24 protein-coding genes are annotated in these 22146 nt (G+C 62.8%); 16 read left to right on the top strand and 8 right to left on the bottom strand.

Features of this window, described 5'->3' with window-relative positions:
- Position 1: 1 nt before the first annotated feature.
- A complete protein-coding gene (locus tag FKV68_RS01930; protein ID WP_180939875.1) occupies positions 2-556 on the bottom strand; it encodes a GNAT family N-acetyltransferase in 555 nt (184 codons plus the stop codon).
- A gap of 284 nt (positions 557-840) precedes the next feature.
- On the opposite strand from FKV68_RS01930, the gene FKV68_RS01925 reads away from it, so the two are divergent.
- From FKV68_RS01925 to guaA, 3 genes are all read left to right on the top strand, one after another.
- The gene (locus FKV68_RS01925) at positions 841-1227 is read left to right on the top strand and encodes a PaaI family thioesterase (RefSeq protein ID WP_425347634.1); all 387 of its coding nucleotides are present in this window, start codon (positions 841-843) and stop codon (positions 1225-1227) included.
- Positions 1224-1862, top strand: a complete 639-nt coding sequence (locus FKV68_RS01920) for a 5'-methylthioadenosine/S-adenosylhomocysteine nucleosidase (RefSeq protein WP_180939874.1) — start codon at positions 1224-1226, stop codon at positions 1860-1862. Before FKV68_RS01925 ends, FKV68_RS01920 begins: the two co-directional genes overlap by 4 nt.
- A gap of 90 nt (positions 1863-1952) precedes the next feature.
- Positions 1953-3515, top strand: a complete 1563-nt coding sequence (gene guaA / locus FKV68_RS01915; protein ID WP_180939873.1) for a glutamine-hydrolyzing GMP synthase — start codon at positions 1953-1955, stop codon at positions 3513-3515.
- Positions 3516-4165: 650 nt separating this feature from the next.
- On the opposite strand, the gene FKV68_RS01910 is transcribed toward guaA, so the two are convergent.
- Both FKV68_RS01910 and FKV68_RS01905 read right to left on the bottom strand, forming a co-directional pair.
- Entirely contained in the window at positions 4166-4816 is a 651-nt protein-coding gene (locus tag FKV68_RS01910) for a TetR/AcrR family transcriptional regulator (protein ID WP_180939872.1), read from the bottom strand.
- An 84-nt stretch (positions 4817-4900) separates the two neighbouring features.
- A complete protein-coding gene (locus tag FKV68_RS01905; RefSeq protein ID WP_180941591.1) occupies positions 4901-5098 on the bottom strand; it encodes a hypothetical protein in 198 nt (65 codons plus the stop codon).
- Here FKV68_RS01905 and FKV68_RS01900 point away from each other — a divergent pair.
- From FKV68_RS01900 to FKV68_RS01890, 3 genes are all read left to right on the top strand, one after another.
- Complete coding sequence (locus tag FKV68_RS01900; RefSeq protein ID WP_180939871.1) at positions 5097-5990, top strand: NAD(P)/FAD-dependent oxidoreductase; 894 nt, start codon at positions 5097-5099, stop codon at positions 5988-5990. The genes FKV68_RS01905 and FKV68_RS01900 overlap by 2 nt on opposite strands.
- 517 nt (positions 5991-6507) lie before the next feature.
- Positions 6508-7077, top strand: coding sequence for a 2'-5' RNA ligase family protein (locus FKV68_RS01895; RefSeq protein WP_180939870.1), 570 nt, complete (start codon positions 6508-6510; stop codon positions 7075-7077).
- A gap of 126 nt (positions 7078-7203) precedes the next feature.
- Positions 7204-8265: a M14 family metallopeptidase gene (locus tag FKV68_RS01890; protein WP_180939869.1), complete on the top strand. Its 1062-nt coding sequence runs from the start codon at positions 7204-7206 to the stop codon at positions 8263-8265.
- A 138-nt stretch (positions 8266-8403) separates the two neighbouring features.
- On the opposite strand, the gene FKV68_RS01885 is transcribed toward FKV68_RS01890, so the two are convergent.
- Positions 8404-8874, bottom strand: a complete 471-nt coding sequence (locus tag FKV68_RS01885; protein ID WP_180939868.1) for an Lrp/AsnC family transcriptional regulator — start codon at positions 8872-8874, stop codon at positions 8404-8406.
- Positions 8875-9095: 221 nt separating this feature from the next.
- Between FKV68_RS01885 and tatA the strand changes: the two genes are divergently transcribed.
- The 4 genes from tatA to ybaK all read left to right on the top strand — a co-directional run bounded on the left by tatA (position 9096) and on the right by ybaK (position 11830).
- Positions 9096-10265: a tyrosine aminotransferase gene (gene tatA, locus FKV68_RS01880; RefSeq protein WP_180939867.1), complete on the top strand. Its 1170-nt coding sequence runs from the start codon at positions 9096-9098 to the stop codon at positions 10263-10265.
- Between the two features lie 13 nt (positions 10266-10278).
- Positions 10279-10914 (top strand): YitT family protein, encoded by a 636-nt coding sequence (locus FKV68_RS01875; RefSeq protein WP_180939866.1) that lies wholly within the window; start codon positions 10279-10281, stop codon positions 10912-10914.
- A gap of 81 nt (positions 10915-10995) precedes the next feature.
- Entirely contained in the window at positions 10996-11346 is a 351-nt protein-coding gene (locus FKV68_RS01870; RefSeq protein WP_180939865.1) for an ArsC family reductase, read from the top strand.
- A gap of 10 nt (positions 11347-11356) precedes the next feature.
- Positions 11357-11830: a Cys-tRNA(Pro) deacylase gene (ybaK, locus tag FKV68_RS01865; RefSeq protein WP_180939864.1), complete on the top strand. Its 474-nt coding sequence runs from the start codon at positions 11357-11359 to the stop codon at positions 11828-11830.
- A gap of 10 nt (positions 11831-11840) precedes the next feature.
- On the opposite strand, the gene FKV68_RS01860 is transcribed toward ybaK, so the two are convergent.
- A complete protein-coding gene (locus tag FKV68_RS01860) occupies positions 11841-12293 on the bottom strand; it encodes a MarR family winged helix-turn-helix transcriptional regulator (protein ID WP_180939863.1) in 453 nt (150 codons plus the stop codon).
- Positions 12294-12380: 87 nt separating this feature from the next.
- Here FKV68_RS01860 and FKV68_RS01855 point away from each other — a divergent pair, with 87 nt between their 5' ends.
- The gene (locus tag FKV68_RS01855; RefSeq protein WP_180939862.1) at positions 12381-13067 is read left to right on the top strand and encodes a glutathione S-transferase family protein; all 687 of its coding nucleotides are present in this window, start codon (positions 12381-12383) and stop codon (positions 13065-13067) included.
- Positions 13068-13253: 186 nt separating this feature from the next.
- Positions 13254-14510: an aminopeptidase gene (locus FKV68_RS01850; RefSeq protein ID WP_180939861.1), complete on the top strand. Its 1257-nt coding sequence runs from the start codon at positions 13254-13256 to the stop codon at positions 14508-14510.
- 107 nt (positions 14511-14617) lie between these two features.
- Here the strand turns inward: FKV68_RS01850 and FKV68_RS01845 are convergent, their stop codons facing one another.
- Positions 14618-15493 carry an EamA family transporter gene (locus tag FKV68_RS01845; protein ID WP_180939860.1) on the bottom strand — a complete coding sequence of 292 codons (876 nt, stop codon included), beginning with the start codon at positions 15491-15493 and terminating at the stop codon, positions 14618-14620.
- Between the two features lie 135 nt (positions 15494-15628).
- Here FKV68_RS01845 and FKV68_RS01840 point away from each other — a divergent pair, with 135 nt between their 5' ends.
- Positions 15629-16126: a MarR family winged helix-turn-helix transcriptional regulator gene (locus tag FKV68_RS01840; RefSeq protein ID WP_180939859.1), complete on the top strand. Its 498-nt coding sequence runs from the start codon at positions 15629-15631 to the stop codon at positions 16124-16126.
- 70 nt (positions 16127-16196) lie between these two features.
- Here the strand turns inward: FKV68_RS01840 and xseA are convergent, their stop codons facing one another.
- Together xseA and FKV68_RS01830 are read right to left on the bottom strand one after the other, a co-directional pair.
- Positions 16197-17795 carry an exodeoxyribonuclease VII large subunit gene (xseA, locus tag FKV68_RS01835; protein WP_180939858.1) on the bottom strand — a complete coding sequence of 533 codons (1599 nt, stop codon included), beginning with the start codon at positions 17793-17795 and terminating at the stop codon, positions 16197-16199.
- 78 nt (positions 17796-17873) lie between these two features.
- Complete coding sequence (locus FKV68_RS01830) at positions 17874-19727, bottom strand: hypothetical protein (RefSeq protein ID WP_180939857.1); 1854 nt, start codon at positions 19725-19727, stop codon at positions 17874-17876.
- Positions 19728-19989: 262 nt separating this feature from the next.
- Between FKV68_RS01830 and FKV68_RS01825 the strand changes: the two genes are divergently transcribed.
- Genes FKV68_RS01825 through FKV68_RS01815 form a run of 3 tightly spaced genes read left to right on the top strand, consistent with a single transcriptional unit; the run spans position 19990 to position 22116 of the window.
- Positions 19990-20988: a glycosyltransferase gene (locus tag FKV68_RS01825; RefSeq protein ID WP_180939856.1), complete on the top strand. Its 999-nt coding sequence runs from the start codon at positions 19990-19992 to the stop codon at positions 20986-20988.
- 56 nt (positions 20989-21044) lie between these two features.
- Positions 21045-21740, top strand: a complete 696-nt coding sequence (locus tag FKV68_RS01820) for a class I SAM-dependent methyltransferase (RefSeq protein WP_180939855.1) — start codon at positions 21045-21047, stop codon at positions 21738-21740.
- A 10-nt stretch (positions 21741-21750) separates the two neighbouring features.
- Positions 21751-22116, top strand: coding sequence for a DMT family transporter (locus tag FKV68_RS01815; RefSeq protein WP_245181861.1), 366 nt, complete (start codon positions 21751-21753; stop codon positions 22114-22116).
- The last annotated feature ends 30 nt before the right edge of the window (positions 22117-22146 follow it).

Raw genomic sequence — 22146 nt, 5'->3', positions numbered from 1 at the left:
GTCACATCGCGGCATTTCCGGCGCCTGAAAGCATTGCGAGATCGTCCCAGCGGTAGGCGACCTGATCATAGCTTTCGCGACCGACGCTGACACGCCCTCGCCCGACGACACGCGCCCCGAGCCGTTCATAGAAAACCCGATTTGGATTGCCCGCCAGTACCCAGGCGAAAAGTGACGAAGCGCCGGCATCCTGGCAATGTCTTGCAACCGAGCGTACGAGCGCGGAGCCGATGCCGGCGCCTTGGAACTCTTCCAGCAGGTAGAGCGTATAGAGTTCGCGGTCGAAGGCCGGCGGCATCCCTCGTGCTCGCCCGTAGCTCGCCAGGCCGATCACCGTCTTCGTGGCCATATCGGCCGCGACCATATGGAAAACGCCCGCGGCGCGCATTCGGCGCGCGTGCCGGATCGCCTGATCCTCAACCGTCATCGCATCGAGATACGCGTCGGAGATGATGCCCCGAAACGTCGACCGCCAGGTTTCCACGAGCACAGATGCCATCATCAGGACATCGTCGGGGTCGGCCGGCCGGATTTCAATGCGTCTGATGTTCCTCATCGTAGACATATAAGGATCAGCCGGGTTTCGCGAAAGCAAGCGCGCACTGCAATTGGCGCATATTTCGCCCCGATGTGATTGGTATGCCGCCTGTCGGGCCGATGGCCTCCCAGCGCGTCGATTTTCCGCCCCGCCCGCGCTTGTCCTCATTCTGCGCGCATGCCACTGTCGGCCCGACGCGGGCGGACGGTCCCGCCTCGGAAAGGCTTTTTCCATTGATTGACGACAGCGAGCTGCAGGATTTTCGCACCCGTATCCGGGAGAGCTTCGACCGCCAGGCGGCGATGCACACGATCGGCGCGGAACTGACGCGCATCGAACAGGGAACGGTCGAGATCGAACTGCCCTTCGATCCCAAGCTGACGCAACAGCACGGCCTGCTGCATGCCGGCGTCATTTCCGCCGCGCTCGATGCCGCCGGCACCTATGCCGCCTATTCCGTCATCGACCCCGACGCGTCGTTGCTGACCATCGAGTTCAAGGTGAACCTGCTTTCACCCGGCCGCGGTGACCGCTTCCTGTTTCGCGGCGAGGTGACGAAGCCCGGCACGACCATCATCGTTTCGGACGGGCGTGCCTATGCTATCCGGCCAGACGGGCCGGCAAAGCTGATCGCCTCGATGACGGGGACGATGATGGTGGTGCGCGGACGCGAGGGGATCGAGGGATGAGCTTTGAGCTGAAGCCCGTGGCGGGCAAGACAATTCTCTACGTGATGGCCGTCGATGCGGAATACGGGCCGAGCCTGCGTGCCCGGATTGCGCCGCTGATGACCGGCGTCGGCCCGATCGAAGCCGCTGTTACACTGACGAGGGCGCTCGCCAGGCTCGACGCCAGCAGCACCCTGCCCAATCTCGTCGTTTCGCTCGGCTCGGCGGGATCCGCCACACTCGAACAGACCGAAGTCTACCAGGCGACGTCGGTCGGCTATCGCGACATGGACGCGTCGGCGCTCGGTTTCGAGAAGGGCGCGACACCGTTCCTCGATCTTCCCGCGGTGGTCAAACTGCCGCTGCGCATCCCGGGCGTGAAGGAAGCGCGGCTTTCGACCGGCGCCAACATCGTCTCCGGCAAGGCCTATGACGGCATCGACGCCGACATGGTCGAGATGGAAACCTTCGCGGACCTGCGCGCTTGCCAGTCCTTCGGCCTGCCGCTGATCGGCCTGCGCGGCATTTCGGACGGCAAGGCGGAGTTGAAGCACGTCGACGACTGGACGGAGTATCTGCACGTCATCGACGAGAAGCTGGCGACGACGGTCGACCTGCTCGAAGCAGCGATAGGAAACGGTGAAATCAGGCTCTGAAAGTCCTAAATTGTCGGGGTGCAATGTAATCGTTGCGCCAAAGGCGGGCTTTCATTAAAGGCTCGCCATGATCAAGCTTGAAGGCCCGCCATGACTGAGACAGCCCATCCCGACACCGTCCTCATCATCGACTTTGGCAGCCAGGTGACCCAGCTCATCGCCCGGCGCGTGCGCGAATCCGGCGTCTATTGCGAAATCGTGCCGTTCCAGTCGGCCGAGGAAGGCTTCAACCGCCTGAAGCCGAAGGCGGTGATCCTGTCCGGCAGCCCGGCCTCGACGCTTGAGATCGGTTCGCCCCGTGCGCCTTCGGTCATCTTCGACAGCGGTCTGCCGGTCTTCGGCATCTGCTATGGCCAGCAAACCATATGCGCCCAGCTCGGCGGCAAGGTGGAAGGCGGCCATCACCGCGAATTCGGCCGCGCTTTCCTGGAAGTCGAGAAGGAATGCGCGCTTTTCGATGGTCTCTGGTCGGTCGGCTCGCGCCATCAGGTCTGGATGTCGCACGGCGACCGCGTCACGGCGATCCCGGAAGGTTTCGAGGTGGTCGCGACCTCGTCGAACGCGCCCTTCGCCTTCATCGCCGACGAGAAGCGCAAATATTATGCGGTGCAGTTCCATCCGGAGGTGGTCCACACGCCGGACGGTGCCAAGCTGATCGCAAACTTCGTGCACAAGATCGCCGGCATCGAGAGCGACTGGACGATGTCCGCCTATCGCGCCAAGGCGGTCGAGGCGATCCGTGAACAGGTCGGCGACAAGAAGGTGATCTGTGCGCTTTCCGGAGGCGTCGATTCCTCCGTCGCGGCCCTTCTCATCCACGAAGCCGTCGGCGATCAACTCACCTGCATCCTTGTCGACCACGGCCTGATGCGCAAGGACGAGGCGGTGAACGTCGTCGCCATGTTCCAGGAGCACTACAACCTCCACCTTCTCCACGTCGATGCCTCCGACCGCTTCATCGGCGAACTGGAGGGCGTCAGCGATCCGGAGACCAAGCGCAAGATCATCGGCCGCCTCTTCATCGAGGTCTTCGAGGAAGAAGCAAAGAAGCTCGGCGGCGCCGATTTCCTCGCCCAGGGCACACTCTATCCGGACGTAATCGAAAGCGTTTCCTTCACTGGCGGCCCGTCGGTGACGATCAAGTCGCACCACAATGTCGGCGGCCTGCCGGAGCGCATGAACATGCAACTGGTCGAGCCGCTGCGCGAACTCTTCAAGGACGAGGTGCGCGTGCTCGGCCGCGAGCTCGGCCTACCCGACAGCTTCATCGGCCGCCATCCCTTCCCCGGACCCGGCCTTGCGATCCGCTGCCCCGGTGGCATCACCCGCGAGAAGCTTGAAATCCTGCGCGAGGCCGACGCAATCTATCTCGACGAGATCCGCAAGGCGGGTCTCTACGACGCCATCTGGCAGGCCTTCGCCGTGCTCCTGCCGGTACAGACGGTCGGCGTCATGGGCGACGGGCGCACCTACGAATTCGTCTGCGCGCTCCGCGCCGTCACCTCGGTCGACGGCATGACCGCCGACTTCTACCACTACGACATGGAATTCCTCGGCCGCGCCGCAACGCGGATCATCAACGAGGTCCGCGGCATCAACCGCGTCGTCTACGACGTGACCTCGAAGCCGCCGGGCACGATCGAGTGGGAGTGAGGGAAACGGCGATCAAGGCGGCTCTAGCGTAGTATTTCGCAGAAAATATAATGATTTGCGGGCAGGGCAGACTGCTAGCCAGGGCACATTATCAATGGAATTGACAAATCTATCAAGCCATTGAAATCGTTAAGTTTATCGGAGCGCCTGGCGCGGCTCGCAGCTTGTAGCAGATCACTCTGACGGTACTTTTGACGGTGTTTTTCGTATCCGACAGAGCATTCTAAAAAGTACCGTCATTCGTTTTTTGGGTTTGACGGTACTTTTCTGTGTTTCAACGCTTTGAAATATATAACGAAAACGCCGCGTAGCATGACATTTCCGCGCTGACGGTACTTTAGTTATCGACATACATAGTTTCAGCTTTGGCTGCGGTACCGATCGATGTTCCGGACCCGATCGCATATCGTCGGATGGCACCGTCGCATCACCGATCAAATGTTGTCCCGACTGCTGCCGGATCTGCGATGGAGAGAAGCGTCGACCGCATCCAGGCGGGAGCTTGGATCGCGGTAGATGCGAGCGTCTTTTTATCGTTGGGAGAAAGATGAGGTGCCGCGATCTGTGCAAGCTCGGCCGCGCGCGCCGGCCCAATATGACGAAGCGCCTGGACGACGGTCCCGGCCAAGCTGCCGGGAGCAATCAAATGCTTATCCGCCCGCGTGGTCGTTGCCACCGTGCGCGGCGATGAACATGGCGACGGCCGATCGGCAATAGGATTCGATTTCTTTGTCGTCCTCTGCTCTCGCCTGATCGAAGCGTGCGATAATCAGGAGATCGGATCCTTTGAAAAGCGCGGCAAACAAGCGGGCGGACCGGAGAGGATCGGGCACGTTCAGAACCGCCTTCGCGTGCAACTGACGCAACAGGGCCTCGATTTGGACGATGACATGGGCGGGGCCGGCTTCGTAATGGAGCTTGCTTAACGACTTTTGATTCGTCCTGTCGGCCATGACCATGGCTTCGACACTGCGGACGTCCGGGCTCAACAGCGTGCGAAGCAGTAATGATCCCACCGCCGTGAGCTGATCTTCGACCGAACCGTCGACGCCTTCAAGAAGGGTCTGTGGTGCAAACAACTGATGGCAGCCGGCCGCGATGGCCGCGCTGAACAGCGCCTCCTTGTTCTCGAAGTGCCGATAGATGCTGAGCTTGGATATCTTCGCTCGCTGGGCGACCTTGTCCAATGTCGTCGCTTGAAAACCCAATTCCACAAAGAGTTCGCGCGCGGCGTCGACGATCGTTTGGCCAAGCGCCTCGTTGGCGGGCCGGCCGCGCCGGCCCTGGCTATTTTCGCTCACGACAATTCCAGTCCTTGACAGTATCCTAATTCTTGAATTACGATACCACGTAGTATCTAAAATGTACAAGCCATTGGGTAGGTTTCAACCATGTCCTCCAAATCCGGGCCGCCCGGCGATATCGAATGCGGCATTGTCCGGCCGGCCAAAACAGTGATGGGCGACTTTCTCGTCGATGCCGAAGCCCTGCTCGCTGCCCGTCCCGAGTGCGTATCGCTGGACGATATTGCGTGCCAGGCCCAGCCCGACCCCCTCCATCCACAACACGGAGCTTATCACCATGGATGACGCCATAATCATCGGCGGCAGCTTTGCCGGTCTCGCCGGCGCCCTGCAACTCGGCCGTGCCCGCCGCAAGGTCACCGTTCTCGATACCGGCCTGCCGCGCAACCGCTTCGCTGGCCATTCGCATGGCCTGCTCGGCCACGACCACAAGCCGCCGCTGGAAATCCTGGCTGAGGCGCGGCAGCAGCTAGCGCGCTATCCCACGATCAGGCTGGTCAGTACGCGGGCCGACAGCATCTCCGGCGCCATCGACGATTTCTCCGTCCTCACTGCCGATGGCGAAAGCCTTGGGGCGCGCCGCCTGATCCTGAGCTATGGCGTAGCCGACCAGATGCCTGAGGTTCCGGGCTTTGCCGAAGGCTGGGGCACCTCCATCGTGCCCTGCCCCTATTGCGACGGCTTTGAAGTCGCCGGCCAGCATTGGGGCCTCGTCTGGTCCGGCCGGCAGTCGCACCAGTCTGTAAGGCTGTTCCACGATTGGACCGACACGTTGACGCTCTTCGCAGATGGTCACGACATTCCGCCCGATATCCGGGCCGATCTGGCGCGCCGCAACATACCTGTCGTCGATGGCCGGATCACCGAGATCGCCCATCACGGGGGCCATAGCGCCACCGTCAATCTCGATACCGGCCCCAACGTCGCGGTCGACATCCTGTTCGCGCATCCGCGCAACAAGCCATCCGCAAGCCTGCATGAATCACTGGGCCTCGCCACGGTCGATACGCCGCTCGGCATCGCCCTCAAGGTCGACGAGCGCCGCGAAACCAGCATGCCCGGCATCTATGCCGCCGGCGACCTCGCGAATCCCCTCATGCCCTCGGTCACCACGGCGTCATCGCAAGGTGCGATGGCGGGTATCTTCGCCCAGCAGTCGATGCTGGTTTGAGAGCACAGATTCCCTTCTCCGGCTGCCGCGGGCTATCATATTCTGAAGGTTGCGGGCCGGTGCCACGGAACGCGGGCCCCCCTCTCCCCTGAGGGGCGTCTTTGGCCGGTCAGTGGGTCCGGAAAGGCGATCGACTTCGATAGATGCCGAAACCGCACAAAAAATTTTCGTGCTGTTTTTCCCTTTGAAATCAAAACCGTACATTTTGACGGCCCATGGGTCGGCTTTTTGCGCGGCAACGCATAAAAAACCTAGCTATATCAATGGTCTAACTAGATTTAGAACAATCGAGTGGGAGTAAGAATTCGCACTGTCTTCCATGAAGCGAATATGTGAAGGGCACGTCTTGGCGCGCCCTTTTTGCGTTCCCATATATTTGGTTAGCGCCACTAGATCACGTCGTTGCTTCATTGGGACGGCAAAGCGATCTAACATTTTGAAACCACGCAATTCCGGACGGAAAACCGTTACACGCATTCTGAAATCGCTCTAGATATGCTGAACCCGGGAGCGTCGCATGACTTCGGACCAGCTTTCTCTGAACTTGGGCTCTTTCTCCCCGCCACGAGCTGGCGATGTCTTTTACTTCGCTGTTCTTCCGGAGAAGCAGGCAGCCGAACAGGCGTTGGAACTTGCGCACGGCGATCAGCAGGAACATGGACTTTCCGGAAAGATCTATGACCGTGACCGGCTGCATGTGTCGCTTGCCAAGGTTCGCGAAGGCCGCGGGTTATCGGAAGCAGTCGACGAGTTTGCCGCCAAACTCGGTTCACGCGCGAAAGCCGCCGGGTTTCACCTATGTTTCGATCGCATTGTCAGCGTCGGCCATGTTCGCCAGTATCCGCGAATATTGACCTGCGGTAGCTCGGTTCCGGGCTTCGACGCGTTAATCCGGGAAATCACGGGCCTGCGGGATATATCGGGTGAGGTCATTCCGCATATGACGCTTTTCTACAGCGACCGCAAAGCTCCGCATGTCGATCTCGCGAGGCCAATCGCATGGACAGTTCGGGGCTTCGCACTTGTCCACACGCGCAAAGGGCGGGGAGAATTCAGGATTGTCGATCGCTGGCCGCTTTCGCTCTGACGCGAGGAGCGTGGAGAGGCTGATGCCGGGTCACGAGCGCGCTGAGCGTCGCAGCCATTCTTACAGACTTGCAGAATGAGACAGGAGCACCGATAAGCGCTCATGAATAAATGACGGGGAGAGAAAGTGGAAATTTCGGACATCATCATCGCCGGCGACACGCAGGGCGTCGAATGGCGACTGCCGGTCTTCCGGTTCAAGGGGACGAAGCCGGAAGCACCCCGGACCTATATCCAGGCCGCGCTTCACGCGAACGAGCTGCCGGGCACGGCGCTCCTGCATTTCCTTTTGGAGAAGCTGCGCCGGGCGGATGCCGACGCCGCGATCCTCGGCGATATCACCGTCGTTCCGCAAGCGAACCCGATCGGTTCGGCGCAGTCGTACTTCGGCGAATTGCAAGGTCGCTTCGATCTCGGCTCGCGCACCAATTTCAACCGTGATTTCCCGCTGATTTCCCTTGGCGAGCGCGACGATTTGCTCGAAGACTTCGACCGATACTCGGCGGTCGACCGACTGAAGCGGCAGTTGCTCCATATGGCCCTTGGCGCTGAGCTGGTGCTCGACCTCCATTGCGATGACGAAGGGCTGCAATACGCCTATATCGACGAGGCTTTCTGGCCGGAAGCTGCCGATCTCGCCGCGGCGCTCTATATGAAGGCCGTGCTTCTCTCCGACGGCGCAAGCTCCGCTTTCGAGGAAGCGGTTGGCCACGCCTGGAAAAACGAGGCCGAGGACCGGAAGAGGACGACCCTGCCCGGCAGGCTCTCCGTGACCGTGGAACTGCGCGGCACGCGCAACGTCTACCCGGAAACCGCAAGGAGGGATGCCGACGGCGTCTGGCAGTTTCTGCTCGGCCGCGGCGTGGTGGCCGGGTCGCGCGCCGACCTTCCGGCCTTCGCCGGCAAAGCCGTGCCGCTCGACAACGTCGAGATGATCCGCGCGCCCGCAGCCGGCGCGGTCCTGTTCCATCGCGATATCGGCGAAAGCGTGAAAGCGGGAGACCTGCTCGCGACGATCCTCACCAAGCCCGGCATGCCGGACGGTTCGGTGGAGGTCCGGGCGCCGCAGGACGGGCTGATCGTCACGCGCGTCTCGACGCGTTTCGCACGCCGCCGGTCGGACCTGATGAAGATCGCCTGCGCGGAACCCTCGAGCGCGGCGCGCAAGCCGGGCACGCTGGAGGCGTAGCGGCAACGCGCCTCACCCTAACCCTCTCCCCGCAGGCGGGGAGAGGGGACTAAAGCGGGCGCCGCAAGTCCCTTCGCCCCGCTTGCGGGGAGAAGGTGCCGGCAGGCGGATGAGGGGCCGTTGAGCTACTTTTACCGCCTACAGCGCGACACCCCCCTGCATCTTCGGACTGTCGAGAAGGATGGTCGAGCGGAGCGTCTTGATTTCGGCGATCTGCTCGAACTCGCTCCAGAGCAGGCGCTTGTAGTCCGCAACATCGCGCACGGCGATCTTCAGCAGGAAATCGAAATCGCCGGCAACCGTATGGCATTCGATCACTTCCGGCATGCGCGAGACCAGCTCGATGAAACGCTGCCCAACCTTGCTGGCAGTGCGCTCCAGCGTCACCTCGACAAAGGCCTGGAAGCCGATGCAGGTAGCCCTCGGATCCACAACGACCGTCTGGCGGATGACGCCTGCCGAATAGAGTCGCGCCAGCCGCCGCGACAGTGGCGCTGGCGAGAGGCCGACCTTTTCCGCCAGTTCGTTGTTGCTTCTCGACGCGTCCTCGACGAGCAGGCGGATGATCCTGCGGTCGATCGCATCCAGTTCCGTTCTTCCGCGCTCCATCGCGAATTCGTCCCCGATCCAGAAAATGCGCAAATCTTGGATTGGATTTCACCAAGTCACGCAAAAATACGCAAGCCACATCTGCTCATCTCGCAAATGGAGCGTCGAATTTGCGTCCGGTTTATTTTACAAAAAGAACAAACAAGTCGCGGGATGCGGCTTGCCTTTCCGCCTGCCCAAAACGACTATTCCTCGATTGTTAGCACCAAAGGGAACCTGGCATGTTCGATGCTCTCGCCCGTCAACCCGACGACCCGTTGCTGGCCCTGATTGGCCTCTACCGAAAGGACGAGCGCCCCGGCAAGGTCGACCTTGGCGTCGGCGTCTATCGCGACGAAACCGGCCATACGCCGATCTTCCGGGCCGTGAAGGCGGCGGAGAAGCGGCTGCTCGAAACGCAGGACACCAAGGCCTATGTCGGACCTGAAGGGGACCATGTGTTCCTCGACCATCTCTGGACGCTCGTCGGCGGCGACACCGTCGAGCGGAGCCGTATCGCGAGCGTGCAGACGCCGGGCGGCTCGGGCGCGCTCAGGCTCGCAGCCGACCTTATCCACCGCGTCGGTGGCCGGCGGATCTGGCTCGGCCTGCCGAGCTGGCCGAACCATGCGGCCATCTTCAAGGCGGCGGGCCTCGAAACGGCAAGCTACGACTTCTTCGACATCCCATCGCAGGCGGTGCTCTTCGACAATGTCGTCAGCGCGCTTGAGGGTGCGGCCGCCGGTGACGCGGTGCTGCTGCACGCAAGCTGCCATAACCCGACGGGCGGCGCGCTGACAGAAGCGCAATGGCTGGAAATCGCCGCGCTCGTCGCGGAGCGGGGCCTCCTGCCGCTGGTCGATCTCGCCTATCAAGGCTTCGGCCGCGGCCTCAACGAGGACGTTGCAGGCCTGAGGCATCTCATCGGGGTCGTTCCCGAAGCACTCGTCGCCGTTTCCTGCTCGAAATCCTTCGGTCTCTACCGCGAGCGCACCGGCGCCATCTACGCGCTCACCGCGTCGCCGACCTCCGCCGACACCGTGCGGTCCAACCTCGCCGGGCTCGCCCGCACCAGCTATTCCATGCCGCCGGATCATGGCGCCGCCGTCGTGCGCACGATCCTCGCCGACAAGGAGCTCGCTCGCGACTGGGCGGAGGAGCTCGAGGCGATGCGCCTACGCATGACCGGCATCCGCCGGGCGCTTGCGGAAGGGCTCAGGACCCGCTGGCAGGCGCTCGGCGCGATCGCCGGCCAAGAGGGCATGTTCTCGATGCTGCCGTTCTCGGAAGCAGAGGTGCTGCGGCTCAGAAGCGAGCACGGCATCTACATGCCGACATCGGGCCGCATCAACATCGCCGGGCTGAAGACGGCGGAAGTCGCCGGCGTCGTCGGCAATTTCACGGGCCTCTGACGGAGACAGCTGGATGAAGGTCGACGGAGAGGCCCGCATTGCCGCGGCGCCCGCCGAGCGCCACAGGCTCTATGAGGATGCGCTTGCCGTCCTCACCGGCACGCTCGTCGTCTCGCTGGGCGTAGTGATCTATAGCAAGGCGATGCTTTTGACCGGCAGCACCGCCGGCCTCGCGTTGCTTCTGCAATACGCAACCGGCGCGGATTTCTGGCTGGTCTTCTCGCTCGTGAACCTGCCCTTTTACGTTCTTGGCGTCCGACGGCTCGGCTGGCCGTTCGCGTTGCGCACCTTCCTCGCCGTCAGCCTGGTCTCGCTGTTTTCCCGCCTGACGGCGCAATGGGTGGAGTTCACGCGGATTGATCCGGTCTACGCCGCAGTTGTCGGCGGCGGGCTGATGGGGATGGGCCTGCTCGTTCTCTTCCGGCACCGCACCGGCCTCGGCGGCATTAACATCCTGGCGATCCATCTGCAGGAGAAATGGGCAATCCGCGCCGGCTATTTCCAGCTCGCCGTCGATCTGGCGATCCTCGCCGCCGCCTCCTTCGTGCTGCCGCCGGCAAACCTCCTGCTCTCGATCGTTGGCGCTTGCGTCGTCAACATGATCCTCGCGATCAACCACAAGCCCGGGCGTTACGTCGGCATAACCTGAGGCGCCCGCTTCCGGGCTTTTCTCCGGGGCAGTGCGCCGCTATGTGTTGCACGCATTGGCGGAGACGGGAAGAGATTCGGCATGACGGTTACGATCTACGGCATCAGGAACTGCGACACGATGAAGAAGGCACGCAGCTGGCTCGAAGGCCGCGGCGTTGCCTACCAGTTCCATGACTACAAGGCAGAAGGAATTGACCGCGCGCATCTTCAGCGCTGGTGCGACGAATTCGGCTGGGAAACCGTGCTCAATCGCTCGGGCACGACCTTCCGCAATCTGCCGGAGGCGGACAAGCAGGACATGACGGCCGACAAGGCGATCGAACTCATGCTCAAGCAGCCGTCGATGATCAAGCGCCCGGTACTCGATGCGGACGGCAAGCTCATGATCGGCTTCAAGCCGGAGCTCTACGAAGCCCGGTTCGGCGCGTAAGAGGCGAGCCATGTCCAAGACGACCCGGGCCACGCAGACGCTCGCAAAGGCCGGCGTTTCCTTCACGGTGCACAGCTATGACTACGATCCCGGCGCCGAGCGCGTCGGCCTGCAGGCGGCCGAGGCGCTTGGAGAGGATCCTTCCCGCGTGCTGAAGACGCTGATGGCCGAGGTGGATGGCAAGCCGGTCTGCTGCATCGTGCCTTCCGACCGCGAAGTCAGCATGAAGAAACTGGCAGCAGCTTTCGGCGGCAAGTCGGCCAGCATGATGAAACCCGCCGACGCCGAGCGCCTGACCGGCTACCATGTCGGCGGCATCAGCCCCTTCGGCCAGAAGAAGATCGTTCCGGCCGCGATCGAGGAAGCAGCGCTTGCCGAAACACTCGTCTATATCAATGGCGGACAGCGCGGACTGCAGGTGCGGCTCGCGCCGAAGGATGCGCAGGCGGCGCTGAAGGCGATCGCCGCTCCGCTGATAGCCTGATCCGGCCGTCTCAGGTCAGCCGCGAAAGCAATTCGGCGAGCTTGCCTGCCTCAGCCTCGCCAAGCTTTGCACCGACATGCCTTTCGATCGAGCCCGCATAGGTTTGCCACATGCGGGCCCGCATCTGACGGCCCGCTTCGGTCACGACGACCCAGCAGCCTCGAGCGTCCTCGTCGAAGGCTTCCCGGCGCACCAGGCCTTCCTTTTCCAGCCGATCGATCAGGCGCGAAAGATTGTATTGGGCAAGCAGCGTGCGGGCCTCAATCTCGAACGGCCGAAGCCTGCCAGCTTCGGCGCGCACCAGTTCCCAAAGCACGTCGTACCAGCCAAGCGGAGGCAGGCCTGCCTCCTTGAAATCCTTCTCGATCGCCGCGAGCACGCGCCGTTGCGCTCGCATGAGCGCGACCCACGCTCGCGTGGTCGCCAATGTCGGCTCGCAGGCCACTGATTTTTCATTCTTCATAGATGCAATTACATCTATCTTGACGGATTTGGCAAGCCGATATATATGCATTTGCATCTACATTGCCCAAAGCAGGGAGAAATATCGATGACCGCGCCACTGACCCTGATCAGCCACCATCTCTGCCCATACGTCCAGCGCGCCGCGATCACGCTCGCCGAAAAAGGCGTGCCGTACGAACGCGTCTATATCGATCTCGCCAACAAACCGGACTGGTTCCTGAAAATCTCGCCGCTCGGCAAGGTGCCCCTACTCCGCATTCCTCAGGACGGCGACGAAGCGATCCTCTTCGAAAGCACGGTGATCTGCGAATATCTGGAAGAGACCCAGCCGGGAGCGAAACTGCACCCCTCCGACCCGCTGACGCGGGCGCGCCATCGTGGCTGGATGGAGTTCGGCTCGGCGATTCTTTCCGATCTCTGGGTCTATGAAACCACCCAGGATGCCGAAGTGCTCGAAGCCAAGCGCGGCGTGCTCAAGACGAAATTCGCGACCGTCGAAGCAGAGCTCGGCGATGGCCCCTATTTCGCGGGCGCGGATTTCAGCCTGGTCGATGCCGTCTTCGCGCCGATCTTCCGCTATTTCGACCTATTCGACACGATCTCGGACATGGGCATCTTCGACGGCCTGCCGCGCGTCAAAGTCTGGCGGAAGGCACTTGCGGCACGGGCGAGCGTGAAAGCCGCGGTGACCGCAGACTATCCTGAGCGGTTGATGGCGTTTCTCTCGAAACACGACGCGGCGCTTCTTCGCTCCCGGCGCGCCGCCGCATGACACGGGGGGCTACATCGCAAAAGCCTTCTGTTTTCGGCTGAACCGGGCTAAAACGGACGCGCCGCCAGACCGCGCGCGCCCAGACGGGCGAAGCGGCGACGGCACCGTAGGTCAGGCATGCGCTCGCTTCCACCGGCAACGGCTGTTGGCCTCAGGAAACGGCGCGAGAGGACAGCAGGAGCCGCTATGAACGCCCCCCTTCAATCCGCAAGGAACCCCGTCGATCCCGTAAAACTCGAAAAGCTCGCGGAGGTCGCAGTCAAGGTCGGCCTGCAGTTGCAGAGGGGTCAGGACCTGGTCGTGACCGCACCGATCGCAGCGCTGCCGCTCGTGCGCCTCATCACAAAGCATGCCTACATTGCCGGCGCGGGTCTGGTGACGACGTTCTACTCGGATGAGGAGACAACGCTCGCCCGCTACGCCCATGCGCCGGACGAGAGTTTCGACCGCGCAAGCGACTGGCTCTACGATGGCATGGCGAAAGCCTATGCGGGCGGCGCCGCGCGGCTCGCCATTGCCGGCGACAACCCGATGATGCTTTCGGCCCAGGACCCGGCGAAGGTCGCGCGCGCCAACAAGGCCAACTCAATCGCCTACAAGCCGGCGCTCGAAAAGATCTCCAATTTTGACATCAACTGGAACATCGTCTCCTATCCGAACCCATCCTGGGCGAAGCAGATGTTTCCGGACGATCCCGAGGCGGTCGCCGTCGAGAAGCTGGCGAATGCCATTTTCTCAGCCTCCCGCGTCGACGTCGACGACCCGATCGCCGCCTGGAAGGAGCACAACACCAATCTCGGCAGGCGCTCGGCATGGCTGAACGGCGAGCGCTTCGCCGCACTACATTTCACCGGCCCGGGCACCGACCTGACTGTCGGGCTTGCCGACGGCCACGAATGGCACGGCGGCGCCTCGACCGCCAAAAACGGCATTACCTGCAATCCGAATATCCCGACCGAAGAAGTGTTCACGACGCCGCATGCGCTGCGCGTCGAGGGACACGTCTCGAGTACGAAGCCGCTGTCGCATCAGGGCACGTTGATCGACGATATTCAGGTGCGCTTCGAGGGCGGCCGGATCGTCGAGGCCAAGGCCTCGCGCGGCGAGGAAGTGCTGAAGAAAGTTCTCGATACCGACGAGGGCGCGCGCCGGCTCGGCGAAGTGGCGCTGGTGCCGCATTCCTCGCCGATCTCGGCAAGCGGCATCCTCTTCTACAACACCCTCTTCGACGAAAACGCCTCCTGCCACATCGCGCTCGGCCAATGCTACTCGAAGTGCTTCCTCGACGGCGCCAACCTCAGCCAGGAGCAGATCCGGGCGCAGGGCGGCAATTCGAGCCTGATTCACATCGACTGGATGATCGGCTCGGACAAGGTCGATATCGTCGGCGTACGAGCCGACGGCAGCCGCGTGCCCGTCATGCGCAAGGGCGAATGGGCCTGATCGGTCCCGCGCGATAGCGGCCCCTCATCCGGTCTGCCGGCCACCTTCTCCCCGCAAGCGGGGCGAAGGTGACTCGCGGCGTCGCGCCAGTCTCCTCTCCCCGCCTGCTACGCTCGGATGGGAGCGGCACGGCGCGGCATTTGTGCCTGCTGACTCATCCAGACGCTCGCGAAGACGACGGCGATGCCGATCAGTTGCACCGGCGTGAGCTGCTGATCGAGCACGCCCCAGCCGAGCAGGATCGCTGTGACGGGGCTTAAGAAACCGAGCGGCGAGACCTGCGCCGGCTCCAGACGTGAGAGCCCGCGAAGCCAGAGAACGTAGGTGAAGGCGGCACCGATGAGACCGAGATAGGCGAAACCCGTGATATTCGCCATGGTGAGCGGCGGCAAGGAGGGCTCCAGCAGGAGCGCGACCGGCACCAGCAGCAGGCCGCCGGCGGTCAATTGCCAGGCGGTGAAGGTGAGCGGCGAGACCGGCGGCGCCCAGTGACGGCTGAGCACCGTGCCGAACGCCATGGAAACGGCCCCTGCCATACCGGCGAAAACGCCTACCGGATCGAGCGCTGCGTTTGGCGTCAGCACGAGCAGCGCCACGCCTGCGATGCCGGCCACGCCTGCCCCGACGCTGAGCGCCCGGATCGGCGAGCCGAGAACAATCCGCGACAGGACGATGACAATCAGCGGCTGAATGGCGCCGACGGTCGCGGCGACGCCGCCGGGGAGGCGATAGGCGGAGACGAAGAGCATCGCCCAGAAGAACGAGAAGTTAAGCGCACCCAAGAGAAAGCTGCGCAGCCACCAGATCCCCTTCGGCATCTGTCGGACGAGGAGCAGCAGAAGAAGCCCCGCCGGCAGGGCTCTCAACATGGCGACGGTGAGCGGATAGCCGGGGGGTAGGAATTCCGTCGTAACGAGATAGGTGCTGCCCCAGATCGCCGGTGCTACGGCCGTGAGGCCAATGTCGAAGTTGCGCGTGTTCATGTCTTCATCTCAAGTATCTTTACGTCAAGATATCTACATTCTAGCGGCAATTATCTTGACGTCAAGATATATGAGGATTAGAGCGGACTTGACGGCGCGGAACGGTTCGGCGCTGCCTTGCTGTTGCGGATCGACATGGAAGAGCCAGACAAGGATCATGTGGACAAGATCCTGGCGCAGTGGCGCCGGGAGCGACCGGAGCTCGACGTTGCGGCGATGGGCCTTCTCGGGCGCCTCGGACGGCTGAGGGCCCATATCGCCCGCGAACAGGAAACGGTCTTCGCCAAATATGAGCTCACATCGGCGAGCTTCGACGTGCTGGCGACGCTCCGGCGCTCCGGTTCCCCTTTTCAGCTTTCGCCCGGCGAATTACTTGCGGCGACCATGGTCACCTCCGGCACGATGACCAACCGTATCGACCAGCTCGAGAAGGCCGGTCTCGTCAAGCGTCTCGATAATCCCGAAGACCGGCGCGGGGTGATCATCGCCCTGACGCCGGAGGGGAGACAACGCATCGACGCGGCGGTGACGGCCCATGTCGCCAACCAGCAGCGCCTGGTTGCCGGCCTGGAATCCGAGGAGCGGAATGCGCTCAACGCGCTGCTCCGTAAATTCCTGGCGACGTTCGAGTGAAATCACCTCTGGAGCGGGCGGGCGGAAAGCCGCGCACGCTTTCCTCATCCGCTGTCGCATCACGCTTTGCTTAAAACAGGCTGCCCTGCTTGGGCGGCCCGGAGGCAGGCTCCGGCGATCGTGACGGACGCTTTTTCGGCTCTTGCGGCGACGGGGGCGCGCCGCCCTCGCCTGCGACCGCCGACACGCTGCCATCCGCAAACTCCAGCGAAAGCGCCATGCCGGGCGCGACCGTCGCCGCCTGTTTCACCGGCTGGCCCGCCGCATCGCGCACCAGCGCGAAGCCGCGCTTGAGCACATTGCGATAAGACAGCGATTGCAGCACCCGGTCCTGCGCGGTGAGCACACCCTTGAGCCTGCGCATTTCGCCGGCGATTGCAGCATCAGACCGGGCGCGAAGGCCCGCGACGCGATCGGAGGCGCGGTGGATCTGTCCGATGAGGCGCGACGGCAGGGCGCGAAGCGAGGCGTCGGCGGCGGAGACGCGCGACTGGCCGCGATGGACCTGGCGCTCGACGATCCACTCGGCACGGTTCATCGCCTCCGAGAGACGCCGCCGGCGATCGCTGATCCGCGTCGTCAGCAGATCCGAGCGGAGATGCGCACCTATCCGCTCGAAGGCACGGCGCTTATTGGCGGTGTTCATTTGCAAGCCGCGGCCAAGGCCGGCCGACGCCTCATCGAAACGGCGTCGGGGCAGAGCCAGCAGCTGATCGAGCGAAGGCAGAGCCCGCGAAAGCGAGCGCACCGCCTGCCGGCGGTTCTCCATCTGTCGCCCGGCGGCCGCCTTCAGCCGCGCCGACAGCGCCGACACCTCCGCCTCGAGGTCGGCCTTTACCGGTACGGCCATTTCGGCCGCACCAGTCGGCGTCGGCGCCCGCTGGTCGGCGGCATAGTCGATCAGGGTCCAGTCGGTCTCGTGGCCGACCGCCGAGATCAGCGGAATAGCGGATGCGGCGGCCGCGCGCACGACGGCCTCGTCGTTGAAGCTCCAGAGGTCTTCAAGGCTGCCGCCGCCGCGGGCGACGATCAGCACGTCCGGCCGCGGAATGGGCCCGCCGATTTCGAACGCATTGAAGCCTTGAATGGCGGCTGCCACTTCCTCGCCAGATCCGTCGCCCTGCACACGCACCGGCCAGACGACGACATGAACCGGGAAACGATCGGCAATCCGGTGGAGAATATCGCGGATGACGGCGCCGGTCGGCGAGGTCACCACGCCGATCACCTTGGGCATGAAGGGCAGCGGCCGCTTGCGCCCTGCCTCGAACAGGCCTTCGGCCGCGAGCTTGCGCTTGCGTTCCTCAAGCAGCGCCATCAACGCGCCGGCGCCGGCCGGCTCCAAGGATTCGATGACGATCTGGTATTTGGACGAGCCGGGGAAGGTCGTGACCTTGCCAGTCGCGATAACCTCCATCCCCTCTTCCGGGCGGAACTTCAGCCGCGAGAACGCGCTTTTCCAGATCACCGCGTCGATGCGGGCGCGATCATCCTTCAGCGAAAAATAGGCGTGGCCCGACGAGTGCGGACCACGATAACCGGAGATCTCGCCGCGCACGCGAACCTGGTCGAACGCCTGCTCGACCGTGCGCTTGATCGAGCCGGAAAGCTCCGAGACCGAATATTCGGCGAGATTGGACGGCGCAGGAGAATCGAAGAACGAGTTCATGCGCCCTTTGTAACCGACAGCGCCGCGAAGATCAGCAGCCGCACGCTGCCTTTCTACCGTTTTTCTGCCAATCGCGGCTCATTCCGCGACCTGCGGTAGAATATTTGCCTTGAGCCGAAAGAGTTTCACGCCCGTCCCCGCGGTAACCGGCAAGGGTTCGAGGAAATCCGGTATTTCTCCGGCGGCGAGACGGCCATAAAACCCCTTGGGCTCCCTCCTGGCGATCGTTCGTGTCTGCGGGTCGTCCGCACAGAAGGCCAACACCGGGTCGCCCAGAGCCTTCAGCATCGGCGCCGCCTTATCCGGTGCCGCCAATCCGATCCGCAGTTCAGCCAGCATGCCTTGCGGATTCCTGTGATAAGGGGCGCTCAAGGCGCGATGCGCTGTGAAGCGCAGGATCGAAGCGCCCATGTTCGACGGATCGACAACAAGGGTGGGCTCGATCTTCTGCAGATCCGCCATTGCCGCCGCCGTATAGCAGCGATCCGCGCTCTGCTGCCCGTTGACCGCCCCGCCTGCCACTTCCTTGACGCCGTTAACCGCCAGTTCCCCCGCCAGCGCCCAGACAGCCGGGACGGAAACGAGCACGGCCAAGACGTAGGTGACGGATGCGAACGGACCGCCGTTCTCCTGCATCGTCTTTGATCTCAGCTCGACGAGCAGAAGTGCGATCGGCAGTACGGACAAGAGATTGGAGAACACAGCCGCGCGAACCTGCATCAGTGCAATGGCCCAATTGACGAGAATCATGGCCAGCAGGATGAGGAACAAGCCCGTGCGCTCGCCCCGCCAGATACGCCAAAGGCAAAGCCCGACGGCAAAGAGGCCTGCGGCATAGAAGCCGCCGAGGCTGCCCGGATCCTGCCCCGCGATGACCAGGAAAGATCGCGCCTCGATAACCCGGTCCAGCCACAGCTCGCGCAGGAGCGGATCAAGATCTGAGAGCGGATTTCGCAGGCACTCCGGGGCGGTGGCGAGAAGCACGCCGGCGATCACGACGCCGTTGACGGCGAGAACCGCAAACCGCGCGAGGCGGCCAAGGCGGCTTGCGACGACCGCCGCACCGGCAAGCAAGACGCCGCCCGTCGCCGACAAGGCATAGAATGCGATCGAGAGACTATCGCAGGTAACTGCGCGATAGAGATGCGGGGATACAGTCAGGAAAAAAGCGGCGCTCACGGCGGTCGCCAGGGCCGCGCCGAAGGCGACGGCGGCAGGGGCGAACACCTGCCCCTCCCAGGCCCAGATGACAGCGACGACGAGGCATATCGCCGCCACGAAGGGTGTCGTCTCGACGCCGATGGCGATCGCCAGGGCCGCGGCGGCACCGGCGATCGCGAAGTTGATCGCCCGATATCGCGGGTCGACCACCATCGCCGCCATTGTCGCCACCAGGACGAGCTGGACATTGTGGTGATCGATCGCGCCCGCGAGAAAGCGGTTGCTGGTCGCGGCGAAGATCGCAGTCAATCCGAGGCAGAAATGCATGCATTGCGGACCGCCGATCCGCCTGCCCGCCAGCCCCATGACCGAAAGCAGCGGCAAGACCAGCAGAAACGGCCAGGTCGCCAAGGCGATCATTTCGGCTCGCTCGGCACCGGCGATCGGCTCGAAGAGGGAGATGAGTGCGGCAAGCGGCAGGTCGATGAGACGCGACCAGTGCATCAACGTGCCGCCGTCAAGGCCGAGCCGCATCTGGGTCAGGTCGAACCAGCTTTGCCCGGCCAACAGGTCGCGGACCTGAACGAGTCGCATCGTATCGTCGTTGTCGCGGCCGACATAGTCCTCGGCGCGCAGCATCCGGACGGCGAAAAAGGCAATGACCGGCAGACCGTAGGCGAACACCATCCACCACAATCGCGACCACAGCGGAAGGTGCCTTGCCCCCGCGTGCTCATCCGGCGCCATCAATGTTCCAACCGTCTCTGCCATCGGACTGTCCACCGCCGCCGGAACCATTGCCGCGCTTGGATTGACGCAATCCAAGCGCTGCGTGATCAATCAACCTGATGCGAAGAACGGTACGGCTTCGCTTGAAGTGTGCCGCAATCCTAGCGAGCGCCAATCAAGAAAGCGTAAAGCCGTGGCTGAGGCGTTTTCTCGATCGCGCGCTCGATGCCCCAGACAGCCATAGCGTGTTGTTAACCGCCTCGCGTGTAGGATCGCACCGGTTCCCGCCACCGGAGCAGCATCCATGTCCGAGCAGCTAGACATCGCCGTTCTCCTGCCTTGCTACAACGAGGCATCGACGATCGGTCAGCTCGTGCGCGACTTCAGGGCGGCGCTGCCATCCGCGCGCATCTATGTCTACGACAACAATTCGATCGACGGCACGCCGCTGCAGGCGATGCTCGCCGGCGCCGCGGTCGTACGCGAGCGCCGCCAGGGCAAGGGCCACGTCGTCCGGCGCATGTTCGCCGACATCGACGCGGACATCTATGTCATGGCGGACGGGGACGGCACATACTCTCCTGCGGACGCCGAAGACCTCATTCGCACACTTCTGACCGAGCAGGCGGACATGGTCGTCGGAACCCGCAGGCATATCCGGTTTGAAGCGGGGCGCCAGGGTCACGCCTTCGGCAACCGCATCTTCAATCTCCTTTATCGTTCGATCTTCGGTACCGATTTCAGTGATATCTTCTCCGGCTACCGGGCGTTTTCGCGCCGCTTCGTGAAGAGCTTTCCCGCCGTCTCCAACGGATTCGAAATCGAAACGGAAATGTCCGTGCATGCATCCCGGCTCAAGTTGCCCGTCACCGAACTTGAGCTCGACTATGGCCGGCGACCCGAGGGTTCCCATTCTAAGCTCTCGACCTTCAGGGATGGGACCAAGATCCTCTGGATGTTTGCCATGCTGATGAAGGAGACGCGGCCATTCGCGTTTTTTAGCCTGATCGGCGCCGCCTTCCTCACCACAAGCCTCGCCTTCATGGTGCCGGTTCTCACCGAATATTTCGCAACGGGACTCGTACCGCGCCTGCCGACCTGGGTCTTTTCGATGGCGCTCATGCTGGTGGCGATCATGCTTTTCACCGCCGGCCTCATTCTCGATTCTGTCTCGCGCGCCCGAACGGAGCAGTTGCGGATCCACTACATGACGATCGCCCGGCAAAGACCGCACGACGCTGAAAAATCGTCGGCAATTCCTGTCTCCCTGCCGAAGCGGCAGGGCAGGAAGGCTACCACCTGAGACCTAACTCTTTGAACTTACGCAATTCCGGACGGATTGCTCGAGGGACATTGCCGATGAATCGGGAAACGACAAACCGCATACGCTTCGTCATCGAGGACGTTGTCCCACCCATCCTGCGCGACTCGCGCCTCTTTAAGCGGGTGGCGAGTCTTGCCTGGGGCGATCATATCTCGCATCTTGCTCGCTTTCGCGAGCGGGCGCCGTTCCTCTCGGCCGCGGAGTATGAACAGCTTTACCGGCAGCATCCGCGCGTGCACGAGGGAACCGACAATTCCGAGGCCTGCATCCGCAAGATCACGGCCGAGATTCGCGGCAGCAGCGTCTGCGACGTCGGCTGCGGCACCGGCGCGCTTTTGAAGCGGATCAGAAGCGCCAATCCGGCCCTTGAGCGGCTCGCCGGCGTCGATTTCGCCATTGACGATGCCGCTGCGATCGACGGCGTCGAGTATGTCGCCGCCAAGATCGAGGAACTGCCGTTTTCTGATGGGGAGTTCGATACGGTCGTCTGCACCCATGTGATCGAACATATTCTCGACTATCGCCGGGCGATCTCGGAGCTCCGGCGTATCGCGCGCCAGCGGGTGATCATCGTCGTGCCGCGCGAACGGGAATACCGCTACACCTTCAACCCGCATTTCAATTTCTTCCCCTACACGCATTCTTTCCTGCGGGCGATGCATCCGGTGCCGGAGCGCCATGAGTGCATCGATATCGGGCGCGATATTTTCTATCGTGAAGACAAGTCGTGAGGCCGCGCGGATGATGGCTTTCAACCTCGCGCCCGCCGTCTGGTTCGGACTGATTTTCACGCCGATCCTGATTTCGACCGGGCAGATCCTGTTCAAGCTGACCAGCGCCAGAACGGGCGGATTCGATTTCCAGGGCCTGACCGCGCTGGTCGCAAATCCAACGCTTCTTGCCGCGCTCGCGCTCTATGGCCTCGGTACGATCATCTGGATCTTCACCTTGAGATCCGTGCCGCTGACGCTTGCCTATTCCTTCATGGCGCTGACGTTCTGCTTCGTCCCGCTGTTCGCGGCCCTTTTTCTCGGCGAAGCGCTCACCATTCGCTATGCCGCCGGCGCAGCGCTTATCATCGGCGGTATGATCGTCATAAATTCCTGAATCCCGTCGCGCTCGACAAATCCGTCCTCG

Origin of the sequence: Sinorhizobium mexicanum (assembly GCF_013488225.1) — a bacterium.
Classification (GTDB): Bacteria; Pseudomonadota; Alphaproteobacteria; order Rhizobiales; family Rhizobiaceae; genus Sinorhizobium; species Sinorhizobium mexicanum.
The sequence above is the reverse complement of the archived record's forward strand: the minus strand, read 5'-3'. Positions and strand labels throughout refer to the sequence as shown.

Coding starts and splice junctions, on each gene's coding strand:
- FKV68_RS01930 (WP_180939875.1), bottom strand. CDS start 556: ATGAGGAACATCAGACGCATTGAAATCCGGCCGGCCGACCCCGACGAT.
- FKV68_RS01925 (WP_425347634.1), top strand. CDS start 841: ATGCACACGATCGGCGCGGAACTGACGCGCATCGAACAGGGAACGGTC.
- FKV68_RS01920 (WP_180939874.1), top strand. CDS start 1,224: ATGAGCTTTGAGCTGAAGCCCGTGGCGGGCAAGACAATTCTCTACGTG.
- guaA (WP_180939873.1), top strand. CDS start 1,953: ATGACTGAGACAGCCCATCCCGACACCGTCCTCATCATCGACTTTGGC.
- FKV68_RS01900 (WP_180939871.1), top strand. CDS start 5,097: ATGGATGACGCCATAATCATCGGCGGCAGCTTTGCCGGTCTCGCCGGC.
- FKV68_RS01905 (WP_180941591.1), bottom strand. CDS start 5,098: ATGGTGATAAGCTCCGTGTTGTGGATGGAGGGGGTCGGGCTGGGCCTG.
- FKV68_RS01895 (WP_180939870.1), top strand. CDS start 6,508: ATGACTTCGGACCAGCTTTCTCTGAACTTGGGCTCTTTCTCCCCGCCA.
- FKV68_RS01885 (WP_180939868.1), bottom strand. CDS start 8,874: ATGGAGCGCGGAAGAACGGAACTGGATGCGATCGACCGCAGGATCATC.
- tatA (WP_180939867.1), top strand. CDS start 9,096: ATGTTCGATGCTCTCGCCCGTCAACCCGACGACCCGTTGCTGGCCCTG.
- FKV68_RS01875 (WP_180939866.1), top strand. CDS start 10,279: ATGAAGGTCGACGGAGAGGCCCGCATTGCCGCGGCGCCCGCCGAGCGC.
- FKV68_RS01870 (WP_180939865.1), top strand. CDS start 10,996: ATGACGGTTACGATCTACGGCATCAGGAACTGCGACACGATGAAGAAG.
- ybaK (WP_180939864.1), top strand. CDS start 11,357: ATGTCCAAGACGACCCGGGCCACGCAGACGCTCGCAAAGGCCGGCGTT.
- FKV68_RS01860 (WP_180939863.1), bottom strand. CDS start 12,293: ATGAAGAATGAAAAATCAGTGGCCTGCGAGCCGACATTGGCGACCACG.
- FKV68_RS01855 (WP_180939862.1), top strand. CDS start 12,381: ATGACCGCGCCACTGACCCTGATCAGCCACCATCTCTGCCCATACGTC.
- FKV68_RS01850 (WP_180939861.1), top strand. CDS start 13,254: ATGAACGCCCCCCTTCAATCCGCAAGGAACCCCGTCGATCCCGTAAAA.
- FKV68_RS01845 (WP_180939860.1), bottom strand. CDS start 15,493: ATGAACACGCGCAACTTCGACATTGGCCTCACGGCCGTAGCACCGGCG.
- FKV68_RS01840 (WP_180939859.1), top strand. CDS start 15,629: ATGGAAGAGCCAGACAAGGATCATGTGGACAAGATCCTGGCGCAGTGG.
- xseA (WP_180939858.1), bottom strand. CDS start 17,795: ATGAACTCGTTCTTCGATTCTCCTGCGCCGTCCAATCTCGCCGAATAT.
- FKV68_RS01830 (WP_180939857.1), bottom strand. CDS start 19,727: ATGGCAGAGACGGTTGGAACATTGATGGCGCCGGATGAGCACGCGGGG.
- FKV68_RS01825 (WP_180939856.1), top strand. CDS start 19,990: ATGTCCGAGCAGCTAGACATCGCCGTTCTCCTGCCTTGCTACAACGAG.
- FKV68_RS01820 (WP_180939855.1), top strand. CDS start 21,045: ATGAATCGGGAAACGACAAACCGCATACGCTTCGTCATCGAGGACGTT.
- FKV68_RS01815 (WP_245181861.1), top strand. CDS start 21,751: ATGATGGCTTTCAACCTCGCGCCCGCCGTCTGGTTCGGACTGATTTTC.